The organism is Arthrobacter koreensis (assembly GCF_035792275.1).
Taxonomy (GTDB): domain Bacteria; phylum Actinomycetota; class Actinomycetes; order Actinomycetales; family Micrococcaceae; genus Arthrobacter_B; species Arthrobacter_B koreensis_A.
Window position 1 is genome coordinate 1 of sequence record NZ_JAMWKK010000019.1, and the last position, 18,219, is coordinate 18,219.

Below are 18,219 nucleotides of genomic sequence, written 5' to 3' on the forward strand. Positions count from 1 at the left end.
AATAAACTTGGCACACTATTGAGTTCTCAAACAACAGGCACATCCGGCCTACTCGGAAAAACCATTCCCAACCGGGAACTTTCTTTTCTTTTCGCACCGCTGTGGTGTTTTACCAGCATATTCCATCTTTTTGTTTTCCGCAATTCGGCGTATTCCGCGAAATTTGCTCGAAACAATCAGATGAAGCCACACGAAAACGAAGCTTTTTCACAGCACAGCCGTGAACAGCTTTTGTTTTTGTGTGGTTTGGCCACCGTCCCGGGATCTCCGGAAGACCTAGCTTCCGGCGCCCCAACCGCGGCGACTCCAATTACTTTACACACCCCCGGGCACCGGTGCAAGCCGGCTTCGGTGTGACATCCTGCACCCGGCAGAGTCGGCTCCCATGCAGTCCCACGGGGTGCGTTAACAGCAGGAGGCCGGCTCCCCAAGGGAACCGGCCTCTCACCTGAACTTACTACTGACCTGTGACTACTGCGGTCGCCAGGTTTCGCTTGCCGCGGCGCAGCAGCAGGTACTTGCCGTGCAGAAGCTCCGACTCGGAGATTGCCGCGTCGATCTCGGCGACCTTGCGGTTGTTCACGTAGGCGCCGCCTTCGGTGATCGTCCGGCGCGCTTCAGAGTTGGTCTTCGACAGCCCGGTAGCCACCAGGAGGTCAATAATCCCAAGACCGCCGGCGCCAACTTCAGCCCGGGGCAGCTCGGCAGTGGCCGCTGTGAGGGTGGCCTCGTCAAGTTCCTCAAGCGATCCCTGACCGAACAGGGCAGCCGAGGCCGCAATGACCTTGTCGGTCGCCTCGGTTCCGTGGACCAGGGAGGTCACGTCGTAGGCCAGGGCGCGCTGGGCTTCCCGCTTATGCGGGGCTTCCTTCACGGACCGCTCGAGTTCCTCGATTTCTGCCTTGGTGCGGAAGGTGAAGACCTTCAGCCGGTCGATCACGTCGGCGTCGGCAGTATTGAGCCAGAACTGGAACATCGCGTACGGGCTCGTCATGGACCCGTCCAGCCAGACGGCATTGCCTTCGCTCTTGCCGAACTTGGTGCCGTCTGAGTTGGTGATCAGCGGGGTGCCCAGTGCGTGCACTGTGGCGCCTTCCACCTTTCGCACCAGTTCAGTGCCGGAGGTGAGGTTGCCCCACTGGTCCGATCCGCCGGTTTCCAGCACGCAGTTGTACTGGCGGAAGAGCTGGAGGTAGTCCATGCCCTGCAGCACCTGGTAGCTGAACTCGGCGTAGCTGATGCCTTCATCGGAGTTCAGGCGGGAGGCAACGATCTCCTTCTTGATCATCGTGCCCACCCGGAAGTGCTTGCCGATATCGCGGAGGAAGTCGATGGCGCTCATCGGCGCCGTCCAGTCCAGGTTGTTCACCATGCGGGCGGAGTTCTCGCCCTCGAAGCTGAGGAAACGCTGCACCTGTCCCTGCAGGTACCCGACCCACTCGCCCACAGTCTCTTTGGTATTCATGGTGCGTTCCGCCGTCGGGCGCGGGTCGCCGACGAGGCCGGTGGAGCCACCCACGAGGGCGAGCGGGCGGTGCCCGGCAAGCTGCAGGCGGCGCATGGTCAGGAGCTGCACGAGGTTGCCGAGGTGGAGGCTGGGCGCGGTGGGATCGAAGCCGCAGTAATAGGTGACCGGATCCCCTGAGAGCAGCTGTTCAAGTTCCGCTTCATCGGTGGACATCTTGATCAGTCCACGCCATTTCAGTTCCTGCCAGATGTTGGCAAAGGTCGGATCGTTCTGCTGGGCGGCAAGGCCCTCGGAGGTCTGGGTATTCTGTGGCACGCCTTCTAAATTATCAGGATTCGGTGCCGTCGATGCCCGCCGGGATGCCGTGCTCCGCAATAAGTCTCAGACGCTGTGTGGGACGGGTCATGGCGACGTACAGATCCCCCACCTTTCCGGCAGCTGCGGTAAGCAGTTCAGACGGTTCAAGGATGACGACGGCGTCGAACTCCAGCCCCTTGGCTTCGCGCGGCGAAATCACCACGATGTCCTGGCTGAGCCCGCCGGCACCGGTCCCCACCCGGTCCCCGTACCGGGCGGTGACTTCGCTGCGGACGGTTTCAAGCCGGTGGTCTTCGGTGATGACAGCCAGCAGGCCGCCCTCGATTGCTGCGAGGTCCTCCGGAAGGGTCTCCAGCAGCCGCGGCAGCAGGCCGCCTTCGGCAACGTTGTCCAGGAAGGGCGCCCACTGTCCCTCGCGGACGGCCTTGGGTGCGGAGACAACCAGTCCGGCCGCGTTGGCCATGCGGACAGCTGCCTCTGCAATCTGCGCCGGGGTGCGGTAGTTGACCGTCAGCTCTTCCAGCGTCCACCGCTCCCCCACGAACGGGTCCAGTGCCTGCTGCCAGGAGGTGGCACCGGCTGCGGAGGAGGTCTGTGCGATGTCGCCAACCACGGTGAAGGACTTCAGCGGGCAGCGGCGCATCAGCAGCCGCCACTGCATGGCGGAGAGTTCCTGTGCCTCGTCCACCACCACATGCCCGAACGCCCAGGTGCGGTCCACTGCTGCGCGGTCCGCGGCGGTGAGGCGCTGCTCCGTGGCCATGTTGTGGTTGGCCAGGTCCTCGGCGGAGAGGATGCCGTGGGCACCGGAGTCTTCCAGGAACCCTTCGGTGTTTTCGATGGCGCGCTCGGCGTTGGCCAGGTCCCGCTTGCGGGCTTCTTCCAGCGCGGCGCTGTCCCGCCCGGCAGACGCGTCCAGTTCACCGAGCAGTTCCGCGGCTTCGTCCAGCAGCGGGACGTCGGCTTCGGTCCAGGGCGCGTCCGGGCTGCGGCGCAGGGCATCGCGTTCGGCATCGGTCAGTTCCGGGGCGGCAGCCTCCAGCTGGCCGGGCTTGCTGAAGAGTTCGCTGATGAGCTTCTCCGGCGTCATCGGCATCCAGCACAGGTTCAGGGCTACCCGCACGTCGCGGGAGCTGCGCACGTCTTCGGCCAGGTACGCGCGGTCGGTGCTGTTGCCGGCTCCGGCCGACTCCTCCAGGATTTCGGTCATCTGGTCGGTGAGTTCGCGCAGCAGGATCTTTACGAACGTCACACGGGCCTCGTTGTGCGGCTTGCCGGTGGCGCGGGCACGGTCCCGGGCACGGGACACCTGCTTGGGCGTCAGAGTGACCCAGGTGCCCTCGATGTTGAGCCGGCGCGGCTCGGTGAAGTTCCGCTGGCGGTTCGCGACGGCGCGGGCAACGACGTCGGCCATTGCCAGGCGGCCCTTGATCTCCGCCGCTGCGGGAGTCTCCTCGCCGGTGGCTGCGATGCCGGGCATCAGCTGGCCGAGGCTGGACATCACGACGCCGGTCTCACCGAGGGAGGGCAGCACACGTTCGATGTAGCGGATGAAAGCGTTGGAGGGGCCCACCAGGAGCACACCGGCGGACTTCAGCCGTTCCCGGTGGGTGTAAAGCAGGTAGGCGGCGCGGTGAAGGGCGACGGCGGTCTTGCCGGTGCCCGGTCCGCCCTGAACCACCAGGGTTCCCGGCAGCGGTGCCCGGATGATCCGGTCCTGCTCGGCCTGGATGGTGCCGACGATATCCGACATCTGCCCGGTCCGCTTGGAATTCAGGGCGGCGAGCAGCGCCCCTTCGCCCTGCAGGTCCTGGCCTTCTTCCAGCATCGAGTAGTCCAGCACGTCGTCTTCCAGGCCCTGGACCTCTCGGCCCTTGAGCATCAGGTGCCGGCGGCGGCGCACGCCCTGCCGCTCGAACGCAGTCGCCTGGTAGAAGGTGCCCGCTTCGGGAGCACGCCAGTCCACCATGAGCCGCTGCAGGTCCGCAGTGGACAGGCCGATGCGGCCGATATACCGGGTTTCGCCGTCGTCGAGGTCCAGCCGGCCGAAGACCAGGCGGTCGTCCACAGCCATGAGCTGCGCCAACCGGTCTTCGTACATGGTGGCGAACGCGTCGCGTTCGGAGCGGTTCTGGTGCGACCCCGCGGAGTGGCTGCGGCGTACCTGGGCCAGCTGCTCACGTTTTTCCTCGCGCAGCTCATCAAGCCGGTGGTACAAGCCAGCCACGTATTGGCGCTCGTTTTCCAGCTCCGTATGGGCCGAAGACACTTCAGGCATATTCGCGTTCCCTCTCGCAAAGGCAGACCGTCAAGTTTACCCCGCTTCGGCACATTTTGTATGCCCTGTCCAGAGTGCGGCCCTGCGGCGGACTGCCGGGGGCCAAAAGGCTAGTACGTGCGCAGCGAATGGACGTTGTAGCCGGCCAGGTTTTCGCGTCCGCCGAGCCCGTCCAGTTCAAGCACGACGCCGATGCCGGCAACGCTGGAACCGGCGCGTTCGATCAGCCGGGCCGTAGCGCCGAGAGTGCCTCCGGTCGCCAGGACATCGTCCAGGACCAGGACCCGGGAGCCGTGCGGGATGTCACCGATGTGCACTTCGAGGCTGTTCGTGGCGTACTCCATGGAGTACGTCTCGTTGTACGTGGGGCGGGGCAGTTTGCCGGGCTTGCGGACGGTGATGACACCGTGTCCGGAGGCGTAGGCTGCGGCAGCGGCCAGCAGGAAGCCGCGGGCTTCGACGCCGGCAACGTAGTCGAAAGTGCCGTCGAACTCGGCCAGCAGGGCATCGACCATGCCGCGCAGCGCCGGTCCGTTAGCGAAGACCGGAGTCAGGTCGCGGAACGTCACCCCCGGCGTCGGGTAATTCGGCACCACTGCGCAGAGGCGGTCAATGGTTTCACGGATGGATTCCGCCGGTACTGCTGAACCGGCAAGGGGGGCTGAAGCTTCGTCTTTCACCCATCCACCTTACCGGGCCGGCGGCCCGGCCGCCCTGTCCCGGACCGCTGCAGGACTGCGCCGCTGGTCACAGGTGTGCCCCACCTAGGCCGTTTTGGCGCTGGCACCGGCCGGCCGGCGGCGTTGGACGGCAGGACGGTATTTGGACACGGTCGGCTCGTCCGTGAGCCAGAAACGCCAGGGATAGGCCTCTCCCCCGCCTTCGCCGCTGACGCCCACCCGCGGGCCGCGCGAGATCCGGGCCGGGTCAGCGGGTTCGTGCGGCAGCTCGAGCCGCAGCGGTCCTGCGAAGACGTCGGCGCCGTTCAGTTCCCGGTCGATGCCGAGGGCCTGGGCCAGGCGGGCCGGCCCCCTGGCCAGGTCCAGGTCCGTTTTGGGTTCCTTTCGGCGCACGCGTGCAACCGGGTGCCCTTCCACGATTTCGCCGGCCCGGAGCAGCAGCCCGGTGGCCTGACCCGGTTCGCCGCAGACAACGTTGGCGCAATAGTGCATCCCGTAGGTGAAGTAGACGTAGAGGTGCCCGGCGGGTCCGAACATGGTGGCATTGCGCGCGGACTGGCCGCGAAAGGCGTGCGAGCCGGGGTCGGCTTCCCCCAGGTAGGCCTCAACCTCTGTGATCCGGACGGCTACCTGGCCTTCGGGTGAATCCCGGTGGAGCACGGCGCCCAGAAGCCAGGGAGCTGCTTCGGTAGCGGGGACGGCTAGGCGGCTGCGGGGGTTGGAAACGTCCATTCCCTCACCGTAACAAGGGCTGCCGGGCGGCCGAAAAACTCAGAGGGCAGCGCGGTAGAGAGCTTCCAGTGCCCGCAGCCGGTGGGAATTAGGGTGCGGTGTGTCGCCTTCCAGCCGTATCGCCGCCGAATCCAGGGCCAGGTGCCAGGCGGCCATCAGCGCTGCGGTGTCTTCGACCGTGCCGCCCTCCACCCGCTGCCGGACGTGCAGTTTCACCAGCCCGCCGTCGTCGCGCACTTCGGTGACCGCTTCCTCGCCGACGCCCAGGTTCCCGCTGGACGCCTCAAGGGCAGCGCTGACGTCCTCCGCCGTTCCCCGGTACCAGCGCTCGAATTCAAGGCCTTTGCCGTCGGGATTCTCCACCACTTTGCCCATCGTGGGGCTGACATCGAATTCCCGTGAATAGGCATCCCGCAGCGCTTCCCAGTCTCCCTGCTCCGCTTCGGGCGGCGGCTCTCCGGCGGCCACGGCAGCGAACGCGTCCATGATGCCCTGCCAGCCGGCGCTGCCTTCGGCCAGGAAATCGGATGTATCCGAATGCGCACGGAAAGCCAGCAGCGCACCGCCGTCGGACTCCAGGACCTGCCAGTCCAGGACAGATTCCTCGCCAAGTTCGTCATCCCAGGTGATCTGGAGGCTGGATCGGGGGTTGAACTGCAGAACGGTGCCGGAGACACCGCTGCCCCCCTTTTCGAGGGTGTACTCCTTGCCCAGCTCCCAGTCGGGATGAATGGGGCCCAGCCACTGCTCCACTTTCTGCGGGTTGGTCAGGACGTCCCAGATGTGGGCGGTGGGGTAATCGAGCTGCTTGTCGAACGCCAGCACCCACCCGTCGGTCACCTTTTCGATCCGGCCTTCTGTAACCGGCCGGGATGCGCTGCTGCTGGACGGTGATGGGCTTTCAGCCATGGCCCGGCCTTCCTGGACGTGGGATGCGGACCATCTCAGGCTAGCGGGGGCGGCCGCCGGACGGGAGGGGGTGCACGCAGCTTGTCCCGGAGGTGCCGAAGAGTGCCTACAGTTCGTACCGGTGGCGGATATGCCGGTTTCCCGGATCGGCCTGCCAGAACTCGATCTCCCGCGGCGCCAGCGCGTAGAGCTGCCAGGACGGGTTCTCCGTACCGTCAGCTCCCGGGCGTTCGTCCCAGTCCCGGGCCGAGGCTTCGGCGCTGAGCTGCACCACGTTTCCGGCCACCCGGACCTGGCGGCCCTGCGCATACCAGTAGAAGTTCATAGCGGCGCGGGGGTTCTGCTCGAGTTCGCGCCCCTTCCGGGAGGAACGTGACGTGGCGAAATGCCAGCCGTCGGCGTCGAGGTCCTTCAGGATGAGCATGCGCGAGGAAAGGTTCCCTGCGGTATCGGCCGTGGCGAGGGAGAAGGCATGCGGCTGGGGCACACCGGCGGCCAGGGCTTCCTCCAGCCAGCTCAGGAACAGCTCGGCGGGGTCCTCCGGTGCCAGCTCAGGGTCGAAGCCGGGCAGTTTATCGGCGAAGTCGGGAAGGGCCCGCAGCGTGCTGCGCAGGTTCGGGTTCGGCATGGCTCCACGCTAACGCCCTTCGGGGAAACGAAAGGCCAGTTACGGCTGGTTTGAGGGCTCAAACCAGCCGTAACTGGCCTCTCGACGGGGTGGGTTAGGCGGAGAAGGCGCGGGCGGCGTCGAGCTGCTTCTTCAGCTCGGCCAGCTGCGACTCAACGGCTGAACGCGCGGTGCCGCCCTGCGAGCTGCGGCTGTTCAGCGACCCCTCGGTGGAGAGCACGGTGCGGACTTCCGGGGTGAGGTGCTCCGAGATCCCGGCATAGTCTTCGTCGCTCAGGTCCCAGAGTTCGACGCCGCGGGATTCGGCCAGCTTCACGGCGGCACCGGAGAGTTCGTGCGCCTCGCGGAACGGAACCCCCTGCCGGACCAGCCATTCGGCGATGTCCGTGGCCAGCGCAAAGCCCTGCGGAGCCAGGGACTGCATGCGCTCGGTGTTGAAGACAAGGGTCGCAATCATGCCGGAGACGGCCGGGAGCAGCAGCTCCAGCGTGTCCGTGGCGTCGAAGACCGGTTCCTTGTCTTCCTGCAGGTCCCTGTTGTACGCCAGGGGCAGGCCCTTGAGGGTTGCCAGCAGCCCGGTCAGGTCACCGATCAGGCGGCCGGCCTTGCCGCGGGCCAGTTCGGCCACGTCCGGGTTCTTCTTCTGCGGCATGATCGAGGAGCCGGTGGAGAAGGCGTCGTCGAGCGTGACGAAGGAGAATTCCTTGGTGGCCCAGAGGATGATTTCCTCGCTGATCCGGGACAGGTCGACGCCGATCATGGCGGCGACCCAGGCGAACTCGGCGTAAACGTCACGAGAGGCCGTGCCGTCGATCGAGTTCCAGGCCGCGGAGTCGAACCCGAGGTCCGCGGCGACGGCGTTGGGGTCCAGGCCCAGGGAGGACCCGGCCAGTGCACCGGAACCGTACGGGGACACGGCGGCGCGCTTGTCCCAGTCGGCCAGGCGCTGCACGTCGCGCAGCAGCGCCCAGGCGTGGGCCAGCAGGTGGTGGCTGAGCAGGACCGGCTGGGCGTGCTGCAGGTGGGTGCGGCCGGGCATGGCCACCCCGAGGTGCTTTTCGGCCTGCTCCACCAGGGAATCCACGGTGGCCAGCACGCCGGCGGCGATGATCCGGGCGTGGTCGCGCAGGTACATACGGCCCAGGGTGGCGATCTGGTCGTTGCGGGACCGGCCGGCGCGGAGTTTTCCGCCCAGCTGCGGTCCGGCGCGTTCGATCAGCCCGCGTTCCAGGGAGCCGTGGACGTCCTCGTCGGAGTCCGCGGGGAGGTAGGCGCCGGAGCGCACATCGGCGTCGAGCGCGTCCAGTGCCTCCAGCATGCCGGCCAGCTCGGCGTCGTCGAGCAGGCCTGCCTTGTGCAGCACCCGGGCGTGCGCCCGGGAGCCGGCGATGTCATAGCCGGCAAGCCGCCAGTCGAAGTGGGTGGACTTGCTCAGGGCTGCCAGTGCGTCGGCCGGACCGCCGGCGAAGCGGCCGCCCCACAGTGCACCCTGGACCGTGGAGCCGCCGGCTCCAGGCGTTTCGATTGACGGCTTGCCGTTGACCATGTGTCTTACTTTCCTTCTGCCAGGCGCAGGTCGCGGGCGGAGGCGACCTTGGAGGACATGCCGAACAGCTCGATGAACCCGCGGGCCATCGACTGGTCGAAGGTGTCGCCGGTGTCGTAGGTGGCCAGGTTGAAGTCGTACAGCGAGGACTCGGAGCGGCGGCCGGTGACGGTGGCGCGGCCGGCGTGCAGGTCCATCCGGATTTCGCCGGAGACGTACTTCTGGGTGTCTTCGATGAAGGCGTCCAGGGAGTTCTTCAGCGGGGAGAACCACTGGCCGTCGTAGACCAGCTCGGTCCAGCGCTGGCCAACGGTCTTCTTGAAGCGGGCCTGCTCGCGCTCGATGGTGACGTTCTCGAGTTCCTTGTGCGCGGCGATCAGGGCCATGGCACCGGGTGCTTCGTAGATTTCCCGGCTCTTGATGCCCACGAGGCGGTCTTCGACGATGTCGATCCGGCCGATGCCCTGGGCGCCGGCGCGGCGGTTCATTTCCTCGATGGCCTGCAGCGGGGTGACGGGCTTGCCGTCGATCGCTACCGGAACGCCTTCCTTGAAGGTGATGACCACTTCGTCAGCGGCAATGCCGGAGGCGGGGTCGGAGGTGTATTCGTACACGTCCGGGGTGGGGCCGTTCCAGATGTCTTCCAGGAAGCCGGTTTCCACGGCGCGTCCCCAGACGTTGGCGTCGATGGAGAACGGGTTCTTCTTGGTGGTGACGATCGGCAGGCTCTTTTCCTCGGCGAAGGCAATGGCCTTGTCGCGGGTCAGGGCCAGGTCGCGGACCGGGGCGATGCACTTCAGGTCCGGGCCCAGGGTCTGGATGCCGACCTCGAAGCGGACCTGGTCGTTGCCCTTGCCGGTGCAGCCGTGGGAAACGGTGGTGGCACCGAATTCGCGGGCAGCGGCGACCAGGTGCTTGACGATCACCGGGCGGGACAGCGCGGAAACCAGCGGGTAGGAATCCATGTAAAGGGCGTTGGCCTTCAGGGCCGGCATGGCGTACTCGGCGGCGAATTCGTCGCGGGCGTCAGCCACGTAGGCTTCCACGGCGCCGCAGTCGAGGGCACGCTGGCGGATGGTCTCCAGGGATTCTCCGCCCTGTCCGACGTCGACCGCCACGGCGATGACCTCGGCGCCGGTTGCCTCGGCAATCCAGCCGATGGCTACAGACGTATCCAGGCCACCGGAGTAGGCCAGAACAATACGTTCGCTCACGAATGTGCTCCTCTTGCGATTGGTGCAGCGCGCACGCTGCGGGTTGGTTGTAAAAGTGGGGGAAAACCTGGTGTGGAACGTCTGCCGGCCCAGGTTCTACAGTATGCGATTGTCAGGGGCCTGCCCGCTGGCGGTTGCCTCGTCCGCGATGGAGAGGAAGCGCGCTGCCAGCTCCGCGCCGCCATCGGGCTCCCGGGTCACCAGCAGCACGGTGTCATCCCCTGCCAGGGTGCCCAGGATGGACGGCATCACGGAGTGGTCGATGGCCAGGGCCAGGAAGTTCGCGGCGCCGGGCGGGGTGCGCAGCACCACGATGTTCCCGGACGCTTCCGCGGTGACCAGCAGCTCGCCGCACAGGCGGGCCAGCCGCGCGTCAAGCACTTCCTGGGTGACCCCGGACTGCGGGGTGCGTTTGCCGCCTTCGGCGGGCACGGCATAGACCAGCACTCCGTCCTTGCCGCGCATGCGCACGGCGCCGAGCTCCACCAGGTCGCGTGAGAGCGTGGCCTGGTTGACCTGCACGCCGTCGTCGGCCAGGAGGGTGGCCAGTTCCGCCTGGGACCGCACCGACAACCCGGTCAGCAGCGCACGGATGCGTGCCTGCCGGGCGGTCTTGGTGGTGGGCATGGTCATGCCGCTTCCTCCGGGATCCCGGTCAGGCCGGACCTCGCCATGAGCCAGACCATCAGTGCCTTCTGGGCGTGCAGCCGGTTCTCCGCTTCGTCCCACACCACTGACTGCGGGCCGTCGATCACGTCGGCGGAAATCTCGTAGCCGCGGTAGGCGGGCAGGCAGTGGAGCACGACGGCGTCGTCCGCGGCCTGTGCCATGGCGTCACTGTCCACGGCGTAGTCGCGGAACAGCTCCTGCCGTTCGGCCTTCTCGTCTTCCTGGCCCATGGAGACCCAGGTGTCCGTGGCGACGACGTCCGCGCCGGCCAGTGCTTCGGCTGCGTCCGTGGTGATCAGTACGGATCCGCCGGTTTCCTCGGCTCGGGCCGCAGCGGCGTCGACGATTTCCGGGTTTGGCAGGTAGCCCACCGGTCCGGCGACGCGCACGTGCATTCCGGCGGTGACGCCGGCCAGCAGGTAGGAGTTGGCCATGTTGTTGGCGCAGTCGCCCAGGTAGGTCAGGGTGAGGCCGGCCAGCGTGCCCTTGTGCTCGCGGATGGTCATCAGGTCCGCGAGCAGCTGGCACGGGTGGTAGTCATCGGAGAGCGCGTTGATGACCGGAACGGAGGAGTTCGCGGCCATTTCCTCCAGCCCGGACTGGGCGTAGGTGCGCCAGACGATGGTGGAGACCATGCGTTCCATGACCTTGGCAGTGTCCGTAATGGACTCCTTGTGGCCCAGCTGGGATTCTCCCGCGCCGATGATCAGCGGCACGCCGCCGAGGTCGGAGATGCCGGCGGCAAAGGAGATGCGGGTGCGGGTGGAGGTCTTGTCGAAGATTACCGCCACGGTCTGGCGGCCGGAACCTTCACCGGCGTAGGGCTGGTATTTCCAGCGGTCCTTTTTCAGGGCGTCTGCAAGGTCCAGGACCTCGGCCTGTTCGGCCTGGGTCAGGTCGGTGTCAACGAGGAAGTGGCGGGTCATGGCTGTCCAATCGTCGTGGCCGCGGCGGCCTGCAGGATGGCGGGAAGCTTGTCCAGGAAGGTTGCGGCCTGGCCGGTGGTGAGGATCAGCGGCGGCGCCAGGCGCAGGGTCGCCGGTCCGGTGGCGTTGATGATGAAACCGGCATCCAGCGCTGCCTGGACGGCGGCCGGGGCTGCGCCGCCAAGTTCCGGTCCCAGATCGATGCCGATCAGCAGGCCGTCGCCGCGGACTTCGGTGACGCCGTCGACGGCGCGCAGGCCCTCGCGGAGGAAGTCGCCGGTGGCGCGCACGTTTGCCAGCACGTCGCCGGTTTCAATGGCTGTCAGCGTCGCCAGTGCGGCGGCGGTGGCCACGGGATTTCCGCCGAACGTGGTTCCGTGCTGGCCGGGGGTCAGCAGGGCGGATACGTCCGGGCCGAAGGTGATCAGCCCGCCGATCGGGAAGCCGCTGCCCAGGCCCTTGGCCACGGTCATGGCGTCGGGCAGCACGCCCTCGGACGCGAACCAGCGTCCGGTGCGGCCGATTCCGGTCTGGACTTCGTCGAAGACCAGCAGCGCACCGGCGTCGCGCGTGATCTGCCGTGCCGCTTCGAGGTAACCGGCGGGCGGCACCTGGACCCCGGCTTCGCCCTGGATGGGTTCGATGAACACCGCGGCTACGGTGTCATCCACCGCGGCGCGCAGGGCATCAACGTCGCCGTACGGGATGTGCTCGACGCCGCCGGGCAGCGGTTCGAACGGCTCGCGGTAGGCGGGCTTGGCGGTCAGTGCGAGGGCTCCCATGGTGCGGCCGTGGAAGGCGCGGTCCATCGCGATGATCCGGGTGCGGTTGCCCGCGGAGTTGCGCCGGGCCAGCTTGAAGGCAGCTTCGATCGCTTCGGTCCCGGAGTTGGAGAAGAAGACCTTGGAACCGGCCGGTGCCTGCGCCAGCTGCAGCAGCTTCTCCGCGAGGGCCACCTGCGTGGGGCTGGTGAAGAAGTTGGAGATGTGTCCCAGGGTGTTCAGCTGGCTGGCGATCACGGAGGTGACAAAGGGGTGGGCGTGGCCGAGTGCGTTGACGGCAATGCCGCCGAGCAGGTCGAGGTAGGCGTTGCCGTCGGCGTCCCAGACGGTGCAGCCGTTGCCGCGCACCAGGACGCGCTGCGGGGTCCCGAACACGTTCATGAGTGAGTCGGTGTAGCGGGCCAGCCATTCGCTGCCGGACCCGGCGGCGTCTACCACTGCCGCGGCGGGCAGCATCTCTGAGGAGGCGGGATTGCTCATGCTTCTGCTCCGTCCGGAATGATCTGGGTGCCGATGCCGGCCGTGGTGAAGACTTCCAGCAGCATGGAGTGCGCCATGCGCCCGTCCACGACGGCGGCGCGGTCCACTCCCCCGTCCACGGCAGCCAGGCAGGCTTCCATCTTGGGGATCATGCCGGATTCAAGGGAGGGCAGCATTTCGCGCAGTTCACCTGCGGTAAGGGCGGACATCAGCGAGGACTTATCCGGCCAGTTGGCGTAGAGGCCCTCGACGTCGGTCAGCACCACCAGGCGGCAGGCGCCCAGCGCCACGGCAAGCGCGGCAGCAGCGGTGTCGGCATTGACGTTGAGCACCTGGCCGGTGGGGTTGCCGTCGGCGCCGATTTCCGGGGCGACCGTGGAGATCACCGGGATCCGGCCTGCTTCGATGAGGTCCAGGATGGCGCCGGGGTTCACGCCCACGACTTCGCCGACCAGGCCCAGGTCCACTTCCTCGCCGTCGATGACGGTTCCGGTGCGGACGGCCTGCAGCAGACCGCCGTCTTCTCCGGAGAGGCCAACGGCGTAGGGGCCGTGGGAGTTGACCAGGCCCACCAGCTCGCGGCCCACCTGTCCGGTGAGCACCATGCGGACGGCGTCCATGGCTTCGGGGGTGGTGACGCGCAGCCCGCCCTTGAACTCGGATTCGATGCCGAGCCGGTCCAGCAGGGCGCTGATCTGCGGTCCGCCGCCGTGCACCACTACGGGGTGGACGCCCACGTGGTGGAGGAAAACGATGTCCTCGGCGAACGCCTGCCGCAGTTCGTCGTTGATCATGGCGTTGCCGCCGTACTTGATCACGATCGTGCTGCCGGCGAAGCGCTGGATCCAGGGCAGTGCCTCGATCAGGGTGGCGGCCTTGTCCTGTGCCGCTGCCTGGTCCTGCTGGGTGGCTGTGCTCATGCTGTTTCGTCCCGCCTAGCTGCTGTACGCCGAGTTTTCGTGGACGTAGTCCGTGGTCAGGTCGTTCGTCCAGATGGTCGCGGACTCGGTGCCGGCGGCGAGGTCGATTTCAACGCTCACGGCCCGGCCGGTGAGGTCCACGCCTTCGCGCGGATCTCCGATGCCGCCGCCTCGGCAGACCTGGACGCCGTTGATGGAGACGTTGATGTTCTCCGGTTCGAAGGCGGCGTCGGTGGTGCCAACGGCGGAGAGTACCCGGCCCCAGTTCGGATCGTTGCCGAAGATCGCGGTCTTGAAGAGGTTGGAGCGGGCGACGGCCCGGGAGGCGTTCTCGGCGTCGGCCACCGTGACGGCGTTGACCGTGGTGACCGCGATGTCGTGGCTGGCGCCTTCGGCGTCGGTGATCAGCTGCTGGGCCAGGGAGTGGCAGACCTCGGTGAGTCCCCGGGTGAACTCTTCGGTGCCCGGGGTGGTGCCGGATGCGCCGGAGGCCATCAGGATCACGGTGTCGTTGGTGGACATGCAGCCGTCGGAGTCGGTGCGGTCGAAGGTGACGGCTGTAGCGGCGCGCAGCGCGGTATCCAGTGCGGCGGCGTCGAGATCGGCGTCGGTGGTCAGGACCACCAGCATGGTGGCCAGGCCCGGCGCCAGCATGCCGGCGCCCTTGGCCATGCCGCCGATGCTGTAGCCGGAGCCGGTGAAGACAGCCTGCTTGGAGACAGTGTCCGTGGTCATGATCGCTTCGGCAGCCAGCGCACCGCCGTCGGCGTCCAGTGCGGCAACGGCGGCTTCGGCGCCCGGGAGGATCTTGTCCATGGGCAGCTGTTCGCCGATCAGGCCGGTGGAGCAGACCAGGACGTCGTTCGCCGAAATGCCGAGCAGGTCAGCGACTTTTTCGGCCGTGGCGTGGGTGTTCTGGAAGCCCTGCGGCCCGGTGCAGGCGTTGGCTCCGCCGGAGTTCAGGAACACGGCGTCGGCCCGGCCGTCCGAGATGGCCTGGCGTGACCAGTGCACGGGGGCTGCGGCGACGCGGTTGCGGGTGAAGACCGCTGCTGCTGCCTTGGCCGGTCCGTCATTGACTACCAGGGCGACGTCGCGTCCCCCGGAGGCCTTCAGACCGGCGGTGATGCCGGCGGCGCGGAACCCGGCCGGTACGGTGATGCCGGCTGCTGCGTTGGTGCTCATTACGGTGCTACTCCCTGCAGGGTGAGCCCGGCGCTCTCTTCGAGGCCCAGGGCGATGTTCATGGACTGGACGGCGCCGCCGGCGGTGCCCTTGGTGAGGTTGTCGATCACGGCGGAGACAATCACGCGGCCGGCGTGCGGATCGTAGGCGAGCTGCAGGGCGGCGTAGTTGGATCCGGCCACCATCTTGGTGGCAGGCCACTGGCCTTCGGGCAGTACACGGACGAACGGTTCATTGGCGTAGGCCGTCTCCCAGGCCCTGCGCAGCGCGGCGGCGTCGACGCCGGGGCGGACCTTCGCCGTCGCGGTGGTGAGGATGCCGCGGGCCATGGGGGCCAGCGTCGGGGTGAAGGAAATGGAGACCTGCTCCCCCGCTGCGGCGGAGAGGCCCTGTTCGATTTCGGGGGTGTGCCGGTGTCCGCCGCCAACGCCGTAGGGGCTCATGCCGCCCATCACTTCTGATCCGAGCAGGTGCGGCTTCGCGGCCTTGCCCGCTCCGGAGGTGCCGGACGCTGCGACGATGACGACGTCGTCGGGCTCCAGCAGGCCGGCTGCGAAACCGGGGGTGAGCGCCAGCAGCGAGGACGTGGGATAGCAGCCGGGAACTGCGATCCGGCGTGCGCCGCGGAGCAGGTCGCGGTGCCCGGGCAGCTCGGGCAGGCCGTAGGGCCAGGAGCCGGCGTGCGGGGAGCCGTAGAACTTTTCCCACGCCGCGGGGTCGGTGAGCCGGTGGTCGGCGCCGGCGTCGATTACCAGGGTTTCTTCGGGCAGCTGGGCGGCGATCTCGGCGCTGGCGCCGTGCGGCAGGGCGAGGAAGACGACGTCGTGTCCGGCAAGGTTTTCGACGGTGGTGTCCACCAGGATGCGGTCGGCCAGGGAATGCAGGTGGGGCTGGAGTTCGCCGAGCCGGGAACCGGCGTTGCTGTGGGCGGTGATGGCTCCAATTTTCACGCCGGGGTGGCCGGCGAGCAGGCGCAGGACCTCGCCGCCGGCATAGCCGCTGGCACCTGATACAGCTACGGAAATCGTCATGCCATCCACCCTACAGCAGTTTTATGCATGAGGCTTCATAATTATGCAATGTGACTTCGGGGGGCCTGGCCCCGTGCCTCCCGGCCGCTGCCGCCCTACGATGGGTTCGCGAACCCGTTTACCGCAGCCCATCCACCGGAAGAGGCATTCCATGCATAAGGCCATTGTCGTCCCGAAGGCGGGCGGACCCGAAATCCTGCGCTATGAAGACGTGGATCTTCCGGTTCCCGGCCCCAACGAGCTGCTGGTCAAGGTCGCGGCTGCTGGCGTGAACTTCATTGACACCTACCAGCGCAGCGGCGTCTACAAGATGAACTACCCCTTCATTCCCGGTTCCGAGGCCGCGGGAACCGTAGTTCAGGCGGGCATCGATGTGGCGGCATTCAGCGACGGAGACCGGGTGGCGACCGCGGAAGGCGGCGGCGCCTACGCCGAATACATGCTGCTGGACGCCTCCAAGGCCCTGCCCGTGCCTCGCGATGTCAGCAGCGAGGTAGCTGCTGCACTTCCGCTGCAGGGCATGACGGCGCATTACCTGTGCAACTCCACGTACCCGGTCCAGTCCGGGGAAACCGTCCTGACCCACGCCGGTGCCGGCGGCGTCGGTCTGCTGCTGACCCAGCTGCTGAAGGCCAAGGGCGCCACCGTGATCACCACTGTCTCCACTGATGACAAGGAGGCGCTCGCCTCAGCCGCCGGGGCGGACCACGTGCTGCGCTACGACGGGTTCGCCGACCGGGTGCGGGAACTGACCGATGGGCGCGGCGTGGACGTGGTGTTCGACGGCGTCGGCAAGGCTACATTCGACGGCTCCCTGGCCAGCCTGCGCCCGCGCGGCATGATGGTGCTGTTCGGCGGCGCGTCGGGCCAGGTGCCCCCGTTCGACATCCAGCGGCTCAACGCCCTGGGCTCGCTGTACCTGACCCGGCCGACCATAAGGGATTACCTGCTCAGCGCGGAGGAACGGCAGTGGCGTGCCCGCGAACTGTTCGAAATGGTGGAGGCCGGGACCCTGGACGTGCGGATCGGCGCAACCTATCCCCTTGCCGAAGCTGCCCGCGCGCACGAAGACCTGGAAGGCCGCAAGACGACCGGCAAGGTGCTGCTGGTTCCGTAGGGTTTGCGCTGCCGCTTAGGACTTCTGCTGCCAATTTGCGCTTCTGCTGCCGGTTCCAAGGGGCAGCAAAAGTGCGAACCAGTCGAATTTTCCCGAACTCACACCGAAATGGCCCTGCCGCGAGACACGAAACCCTCCGCACGTTCCAGCCCACGGGCAAGCGCCTGGCGGGAACCCTGGCGTTGCTGGGAGTAGTCGTCGTCCCGGCAGCTCTTTACGTCAGCTCGATTCCGGAGCACGGTTGGATAGCGACCGGGTATCTGCTGATTGGCATGGGGCTGACCGCCCCGCTCCTGGTGGCGAATCGGAAACCAGTTCGGCAGATCCCGTGGACAACCGTCCTTACTGAAAGGCGGCAGGATTATGCAGCCTGACCCGGCACAGGAAGCCCTGGCCCAGCGCATCCGGGCGAGCCTTGCCTCACATCCGGACATCCGGGAGAAACGTATGTTCGGGGGCGTGTCCTTTATGGTGGACGGTCAGCTCGCGGTAGCTGCCGGCAAGGACGGAGACCTGCTGGTGCGGGTTGACCCGGCGCAGTACCAGGATCTGCTGACTGCCGGCGGGCAGCCTGCCTACATGGGAGTGGGCCGCCCGATGGGCGAGGGCTGGATGAACGTGCCCATGGAAATTATTACGGACGACGAGGCGCTGGCCTGGTGGATCGCCGTCGGACGCACGTCCCGGAACGTCTAGCGCTCCGCGGAAAGGGAAAGCTCCTGCCGCAGGTCGGTGTCTTCGGTATGCCGGACCGCCTGAATCCCCAGTGCCTGGGCAGCGTCGATGTTGGCTGCATTGTCATCGATGAAGACCACGTCCTCCGGGGCAGCGCCAAGGTCCGCCAGCACATGCTTGTAGATCCGGGAATCAGGCTTCACCATTCCCAGCCGGCCGCTGAAGTACAGCTTCCGGAAGTACGTCACCCAGGGCGCGCCTGCCTCGTACCGAAAAGACATTTCCGCCGGCATGTTCGACAGCAGGGCCAGCTGCGCACCCTCGTCAGCCAGGTCCTGCAGCACCTGCATGGTGCGGGGATTGACGCGGGACCACTGCCGGGCATCCAGCTCTTCGAGCCGCGCCACCTCATCGGCTTCGGCGTCCCGTCCAAGCACCCCCGCCCAGTACGCCGCAGGACTCAGCGCGCCGCCGTCGAACTCCAGCCGGGTGGCCCAGTAAGGACTCGATGCGTTCTGCAGGTCCAGTCCAGTGGCCTCGCGCAGCGCGTCCCAGTCCGCTTGGAGGGGCGCCGCGGAGATCACCATGCCGTAGTCGAAGAGGTACCAGGTGCCGGGGCGGGAGAGAGTGCTCACGCACCACAAGCTAGCAAAAAGCAGCA

General features: G+C 67.1%; 18 protein-coding genes. 3 read left to right on the top strand and 15 right to left on the bottom strand.

Annotation, left to right across the window (positions count from 1 at the left end; all coding sequences use genetic code 11):
• A partial coding sequence (locus tag NGB94_RS15730; protein WP_325791639.1) for a hypothetical protein occupies positions 1–357 on the top strand: 357 nt, incomplete at its 5' end.
• A 100-nt stretch (positions 358–457) separates the two neighbouring features.
• Here NGB94_RS15730 and tyrS read toward each other — a convergent pair.
• From tyrS to argC, 14 genes are all read right to left on the bottom strand, one after another.
• The gene (tyrS, locus tag NGB94_RS15735; protein WP_325791640.1) at positions 458–1,783 is read right to left on the bottom strand and encodes a tyrosine--tRNA ligase; all 1,326 of its coding nucleotides are present in this window, start codon (positions 1,781–1,783) and stop codon (positions 458–460) included.
• Between the two features lie 13 nt (positions 1,784–1,796).
• On the bottom strand, positions 1,797–4,064 hold the full coding sequence (locus NGB94_RS15740) for a UvrD-helicase domain-containing protein (RefSeq protein ID WP_325791641.1): 2,268 nt from the start codon (positions 4,062–4,064) through the stop codon (positions 1,797–1,799).
• A 110-nt stretch (positions 4,065–4,174) separates the two neighbouring features.
• Entirely contained in the window at positions 4,175–4,744 is a 570-nt protein-coding gene (locus tag NGB94_RS15745; RefSeq protein WP_325791642.1) for an adenine phosphoribosyltransferase, read from the bottom strand.
• 84 nt (positions 4,745–4,828) lie between these two features.
• On the bottom strand, positions 4,829–5,476 hold the full coding sequence (locus NGB94_RS15750; protein ID WP_325791643.1) for a DNA-3-methyladenine glycosylase: 648 nt from the start codon (positions 5,474–5,476) through the stop codon (positions 4,829–4,831).
• A 39-nt stretch (positions 5,477–5,515) separates the two neighbouring features.
• Positions 5,516–6,385: an SRPBCC domain-containing protein gene (locus NGB94_RS15755; RefSeq protein ID WP_325791644.1), complete on the bottom strand. Its 870-nt coding sequence runs from the start codon at positions 6,383–6,385 to the stop codon at positions 5,516–5,518.
• Positions 6,386–6,491: 106 nt separating this feature from the next.
• Positions 6,492–7,013, bottom strand: coding sequence for a pyridoxine/pyridoxamine 5'-phosphate oxidase (locus tag NGB94_RS15760; protein ID WP_325791645.1), 522 nt, complete (start codon positions 7,011–7,013; stop codon positions 6,492–6,494).
• A gap of 94 nt (positions 7,014–7,107) precedes the next feature.
• Positions 7,108–8,559: an argininosuccinate lyase gene (gene argH, locus NGB94_RS15765; protein ID WP_325791646.1), complete on the bottom strand. Its 1,452-nt coding sequence runs from the start codon at positions 8,557–8,559 to the stop codon at positions 7,108–7,110.
• Positions 8,560–8,564: 5 nt separating this feature from the next.
• Positions 8,565–9,773, bottom strand: a complete 1,209-nt coding sequence (locus tag NGB94_RS15770) for an argininosuccinate synthase (protein ID WP_325791647.1) — start codon at positions 9,771–9,773, stop codon at positions 8,565–8,567.
• A gap of 96 nt (positions 9,774–9,869) precedes the next feature.
• The gene (locus NGB94_RS15775; RefSeq protein WP_325791648.1) at positions 9,870–10,406 is read right to left on the bottom strand and encodes an arginine repressor; all 537 of its coding nucleotides are present in this window, start codon (positions 10,404–10,406) and stop codon (positions 9,870–9,872) included.
• On the bottom strand, positions 10,403–11,368 hold the full coding sequence (gene argF, locus NGB94_RS15780) for an ornithine carbamoyltransferase (RefSeq protein ID WP_325791649.1): 966 nt from the start codon (positions 11,366–11,368) through the stop codon (positions 10,403–10,405). Before argF ends, NGB94_RS15775 begins: the two co-directional genes overlap by 4 nt.
• Entirely contained in the window at positions 11,365–12,630 is a 1,266-nt protein-coding gene (locus NGB94_RS15785) for an acetylornithine transaminase (protein ID WP_325791650.1), read from the bottom strand. The genes argF and NGB94_RS15785 overlap by 4 nt, the downstream gene beginning before the upstream one ends.
• The gene (gene argB, locus NGB94_RS15790; protein WP_325791651.1) at positions 12,627–13,550 is read right to left on the bottom strand and encodes an acetylglutamate kinase; all 924 of its coding nucleotides are present in this window, start codon (positions 13,548–13,550) and stop codon (positions 12,627–12,629) included. Before argB ends, NGB94_RS15785 begins: the two co-directional genes overlap by 4 nt.
• 15 nt (positions 13,551–13,565) lie before the next feature.
• Entirely contained in the window at positions 13,566–14,735 is a 1,170-nt protein-coding gene (gene argJ / locus NGB94_RS15795; protein WP_325791653.1) for a bifunctional glutamate N-acetyltransferase/amino-acid acetyltransferase ArgJ, read from the bottom strand.
• Positions 14,735–15,766 carry an N-acetyl-gamma-glutamyl-phosphate reductase gene (gene argC, locus NGB94_RS15800; RefSeq protein ID WP_325791654.1) on the bottom strand — a complete coding sequence of 344 codons (1,032 nt, stop codon included), beginning with the start codon at positions 15,764–15,766 and terminating at the stop codon, positions 14,735–14,737. Before argC ends, argJ begins: the two co-directional genes overlap by 1 nt.
• Before the next feature lie 151 nt (positions 15,767–15,917).
• Between argC and NGB94_RS15805 the strand changes: the two genes are divergently transcribed.
• Positions 15,918–16,883 carry a quinone oxidoreductase gene (locus NGB94_RS15805; RefSeq protein ID WP_325791655.1) on the top strand — a complete coding sequence of 322 codons (966 nt, stop codon included), beginning with the start codon at positions 15,918–15,920 and terminating at the stop codon, positions 16,881–16,883.
• A gap of 363 nt (positions 16,884–17,246) precedes the next feature.
• Positions 17,247–17,579, top strand: coding sequence for a TfoX/Sxy family protein (locus NGB94_RS15810; RefSeq protein ID WP_325791656.1), 333 nt, complete (start codon positions 17,247–17,249; stop codon positions 17,577–17,579).
• On the opposite strand, the gene NGB94_RS15815 is transcribed toward NGB94_RS15810, so the two are convergent.
• Positions 17,576–18,193, bottom strand: a complete 618-nt coding sequence (locus NGB94_RS15815) for an HAD family phosphatase (protein WP_325791658.1) — start codon at positions 18,191–18,193, stop codon at positions 17,576–17,578. The genes NGB94_RS15810 and NGB94_RS15815 overlap by 4 nt on opposite strands.
• Between the last annotated feature and the right edge of the window lie 26 nt (positions 18,194–18,219).

Coding starts and splice junctions, on each gene's coding strand:
- NGB94_RS15740 (WP_325791641.1), bottom strand. CDS start 4,064: ATGCCTGAAGTGTCTTCGGCCCATACGGAGCTGGAAAACGAGCGCCAA.
- argC (WP_325791654.1), bottom strand. CDS start 15,766: ATGACGATTTCCGTAGCTGTATCAGGTGCCAGCGGCTATGCCGGCGGC.
- NGB94_RS15775 (WP_325791648.1), bottom strand. CDS start 10,406: ATGACCATGCCCACCACCAAGACCGCCCGGCAGGCACGCATCCGTGCG.
- NGB94_RS15810 (WP_325791656.1), top strand. CDS start 17,247: ATGCAGCCTGACCCGGCACAGGAAGCCCTGGCCCAGCGCATCCGGGCG.
- argB (WP_325791651.1), bottom strand. CDS start 13,550: ATGAGCACAGCCACCCAGCAGGACCAGGCAGCGGCACAGGACAAGGCC.
- argJ (WP_325791653.1), bottom strand. CDS start 14,735: ATGAGCACCAACGCAGCAGCCGGCATCACCGTACCGGCCGGGTTCCGC.
- NGB94_RS15750 (WP_325791643.1), bottom strand. CDS start 5,476: ATGGACGTTTCCAACCCCCGCAGCCGCCTAGCCGTCCCCGCTACCGAA.
- NGB94_RS15785 (WP_325791650.1), bottom strand. CDS start 12,630: ATGAGCAATCCCGCCTCCTCAGAGATGCTGCCCGCCGCGGCAGTGGTA.
- NGB94_RS15755 (WP_325791644.1), bottom strand. CDS start 6,385: ATGGCTGAAAGCCCATCACCGTCCAGCAGCAGCGCATCCCGGCCGGTT.
- NGB94_RS15760 (WP_325791645.1), bottom strand. CDS start 7,013: ATGCCGAACCCGAACCTGCGCAGCACGCTGCGGGCCCTTCCCGACTTC.
- argF (WP_325791649.1), bottom strand. CDS start 11,368: ATGACCCGCCACTTCCTCGTTGACACCGACCTGACCCAGGCCGAACAG.
- NGB94_RS15805 (WP_325791655.1), top strand. CDS start 15,918: ATGCATAAGGCCATTGTCGTCCCGAAGGCGGGCGGACCCGAAATCCTG.
- argH (WP_325791646.1), bottom strand. CDS start 8,559: ATGGTCAACGGCAAGCCGTCAATCGAAACGCCTGGAGCCGGCGGCTCC.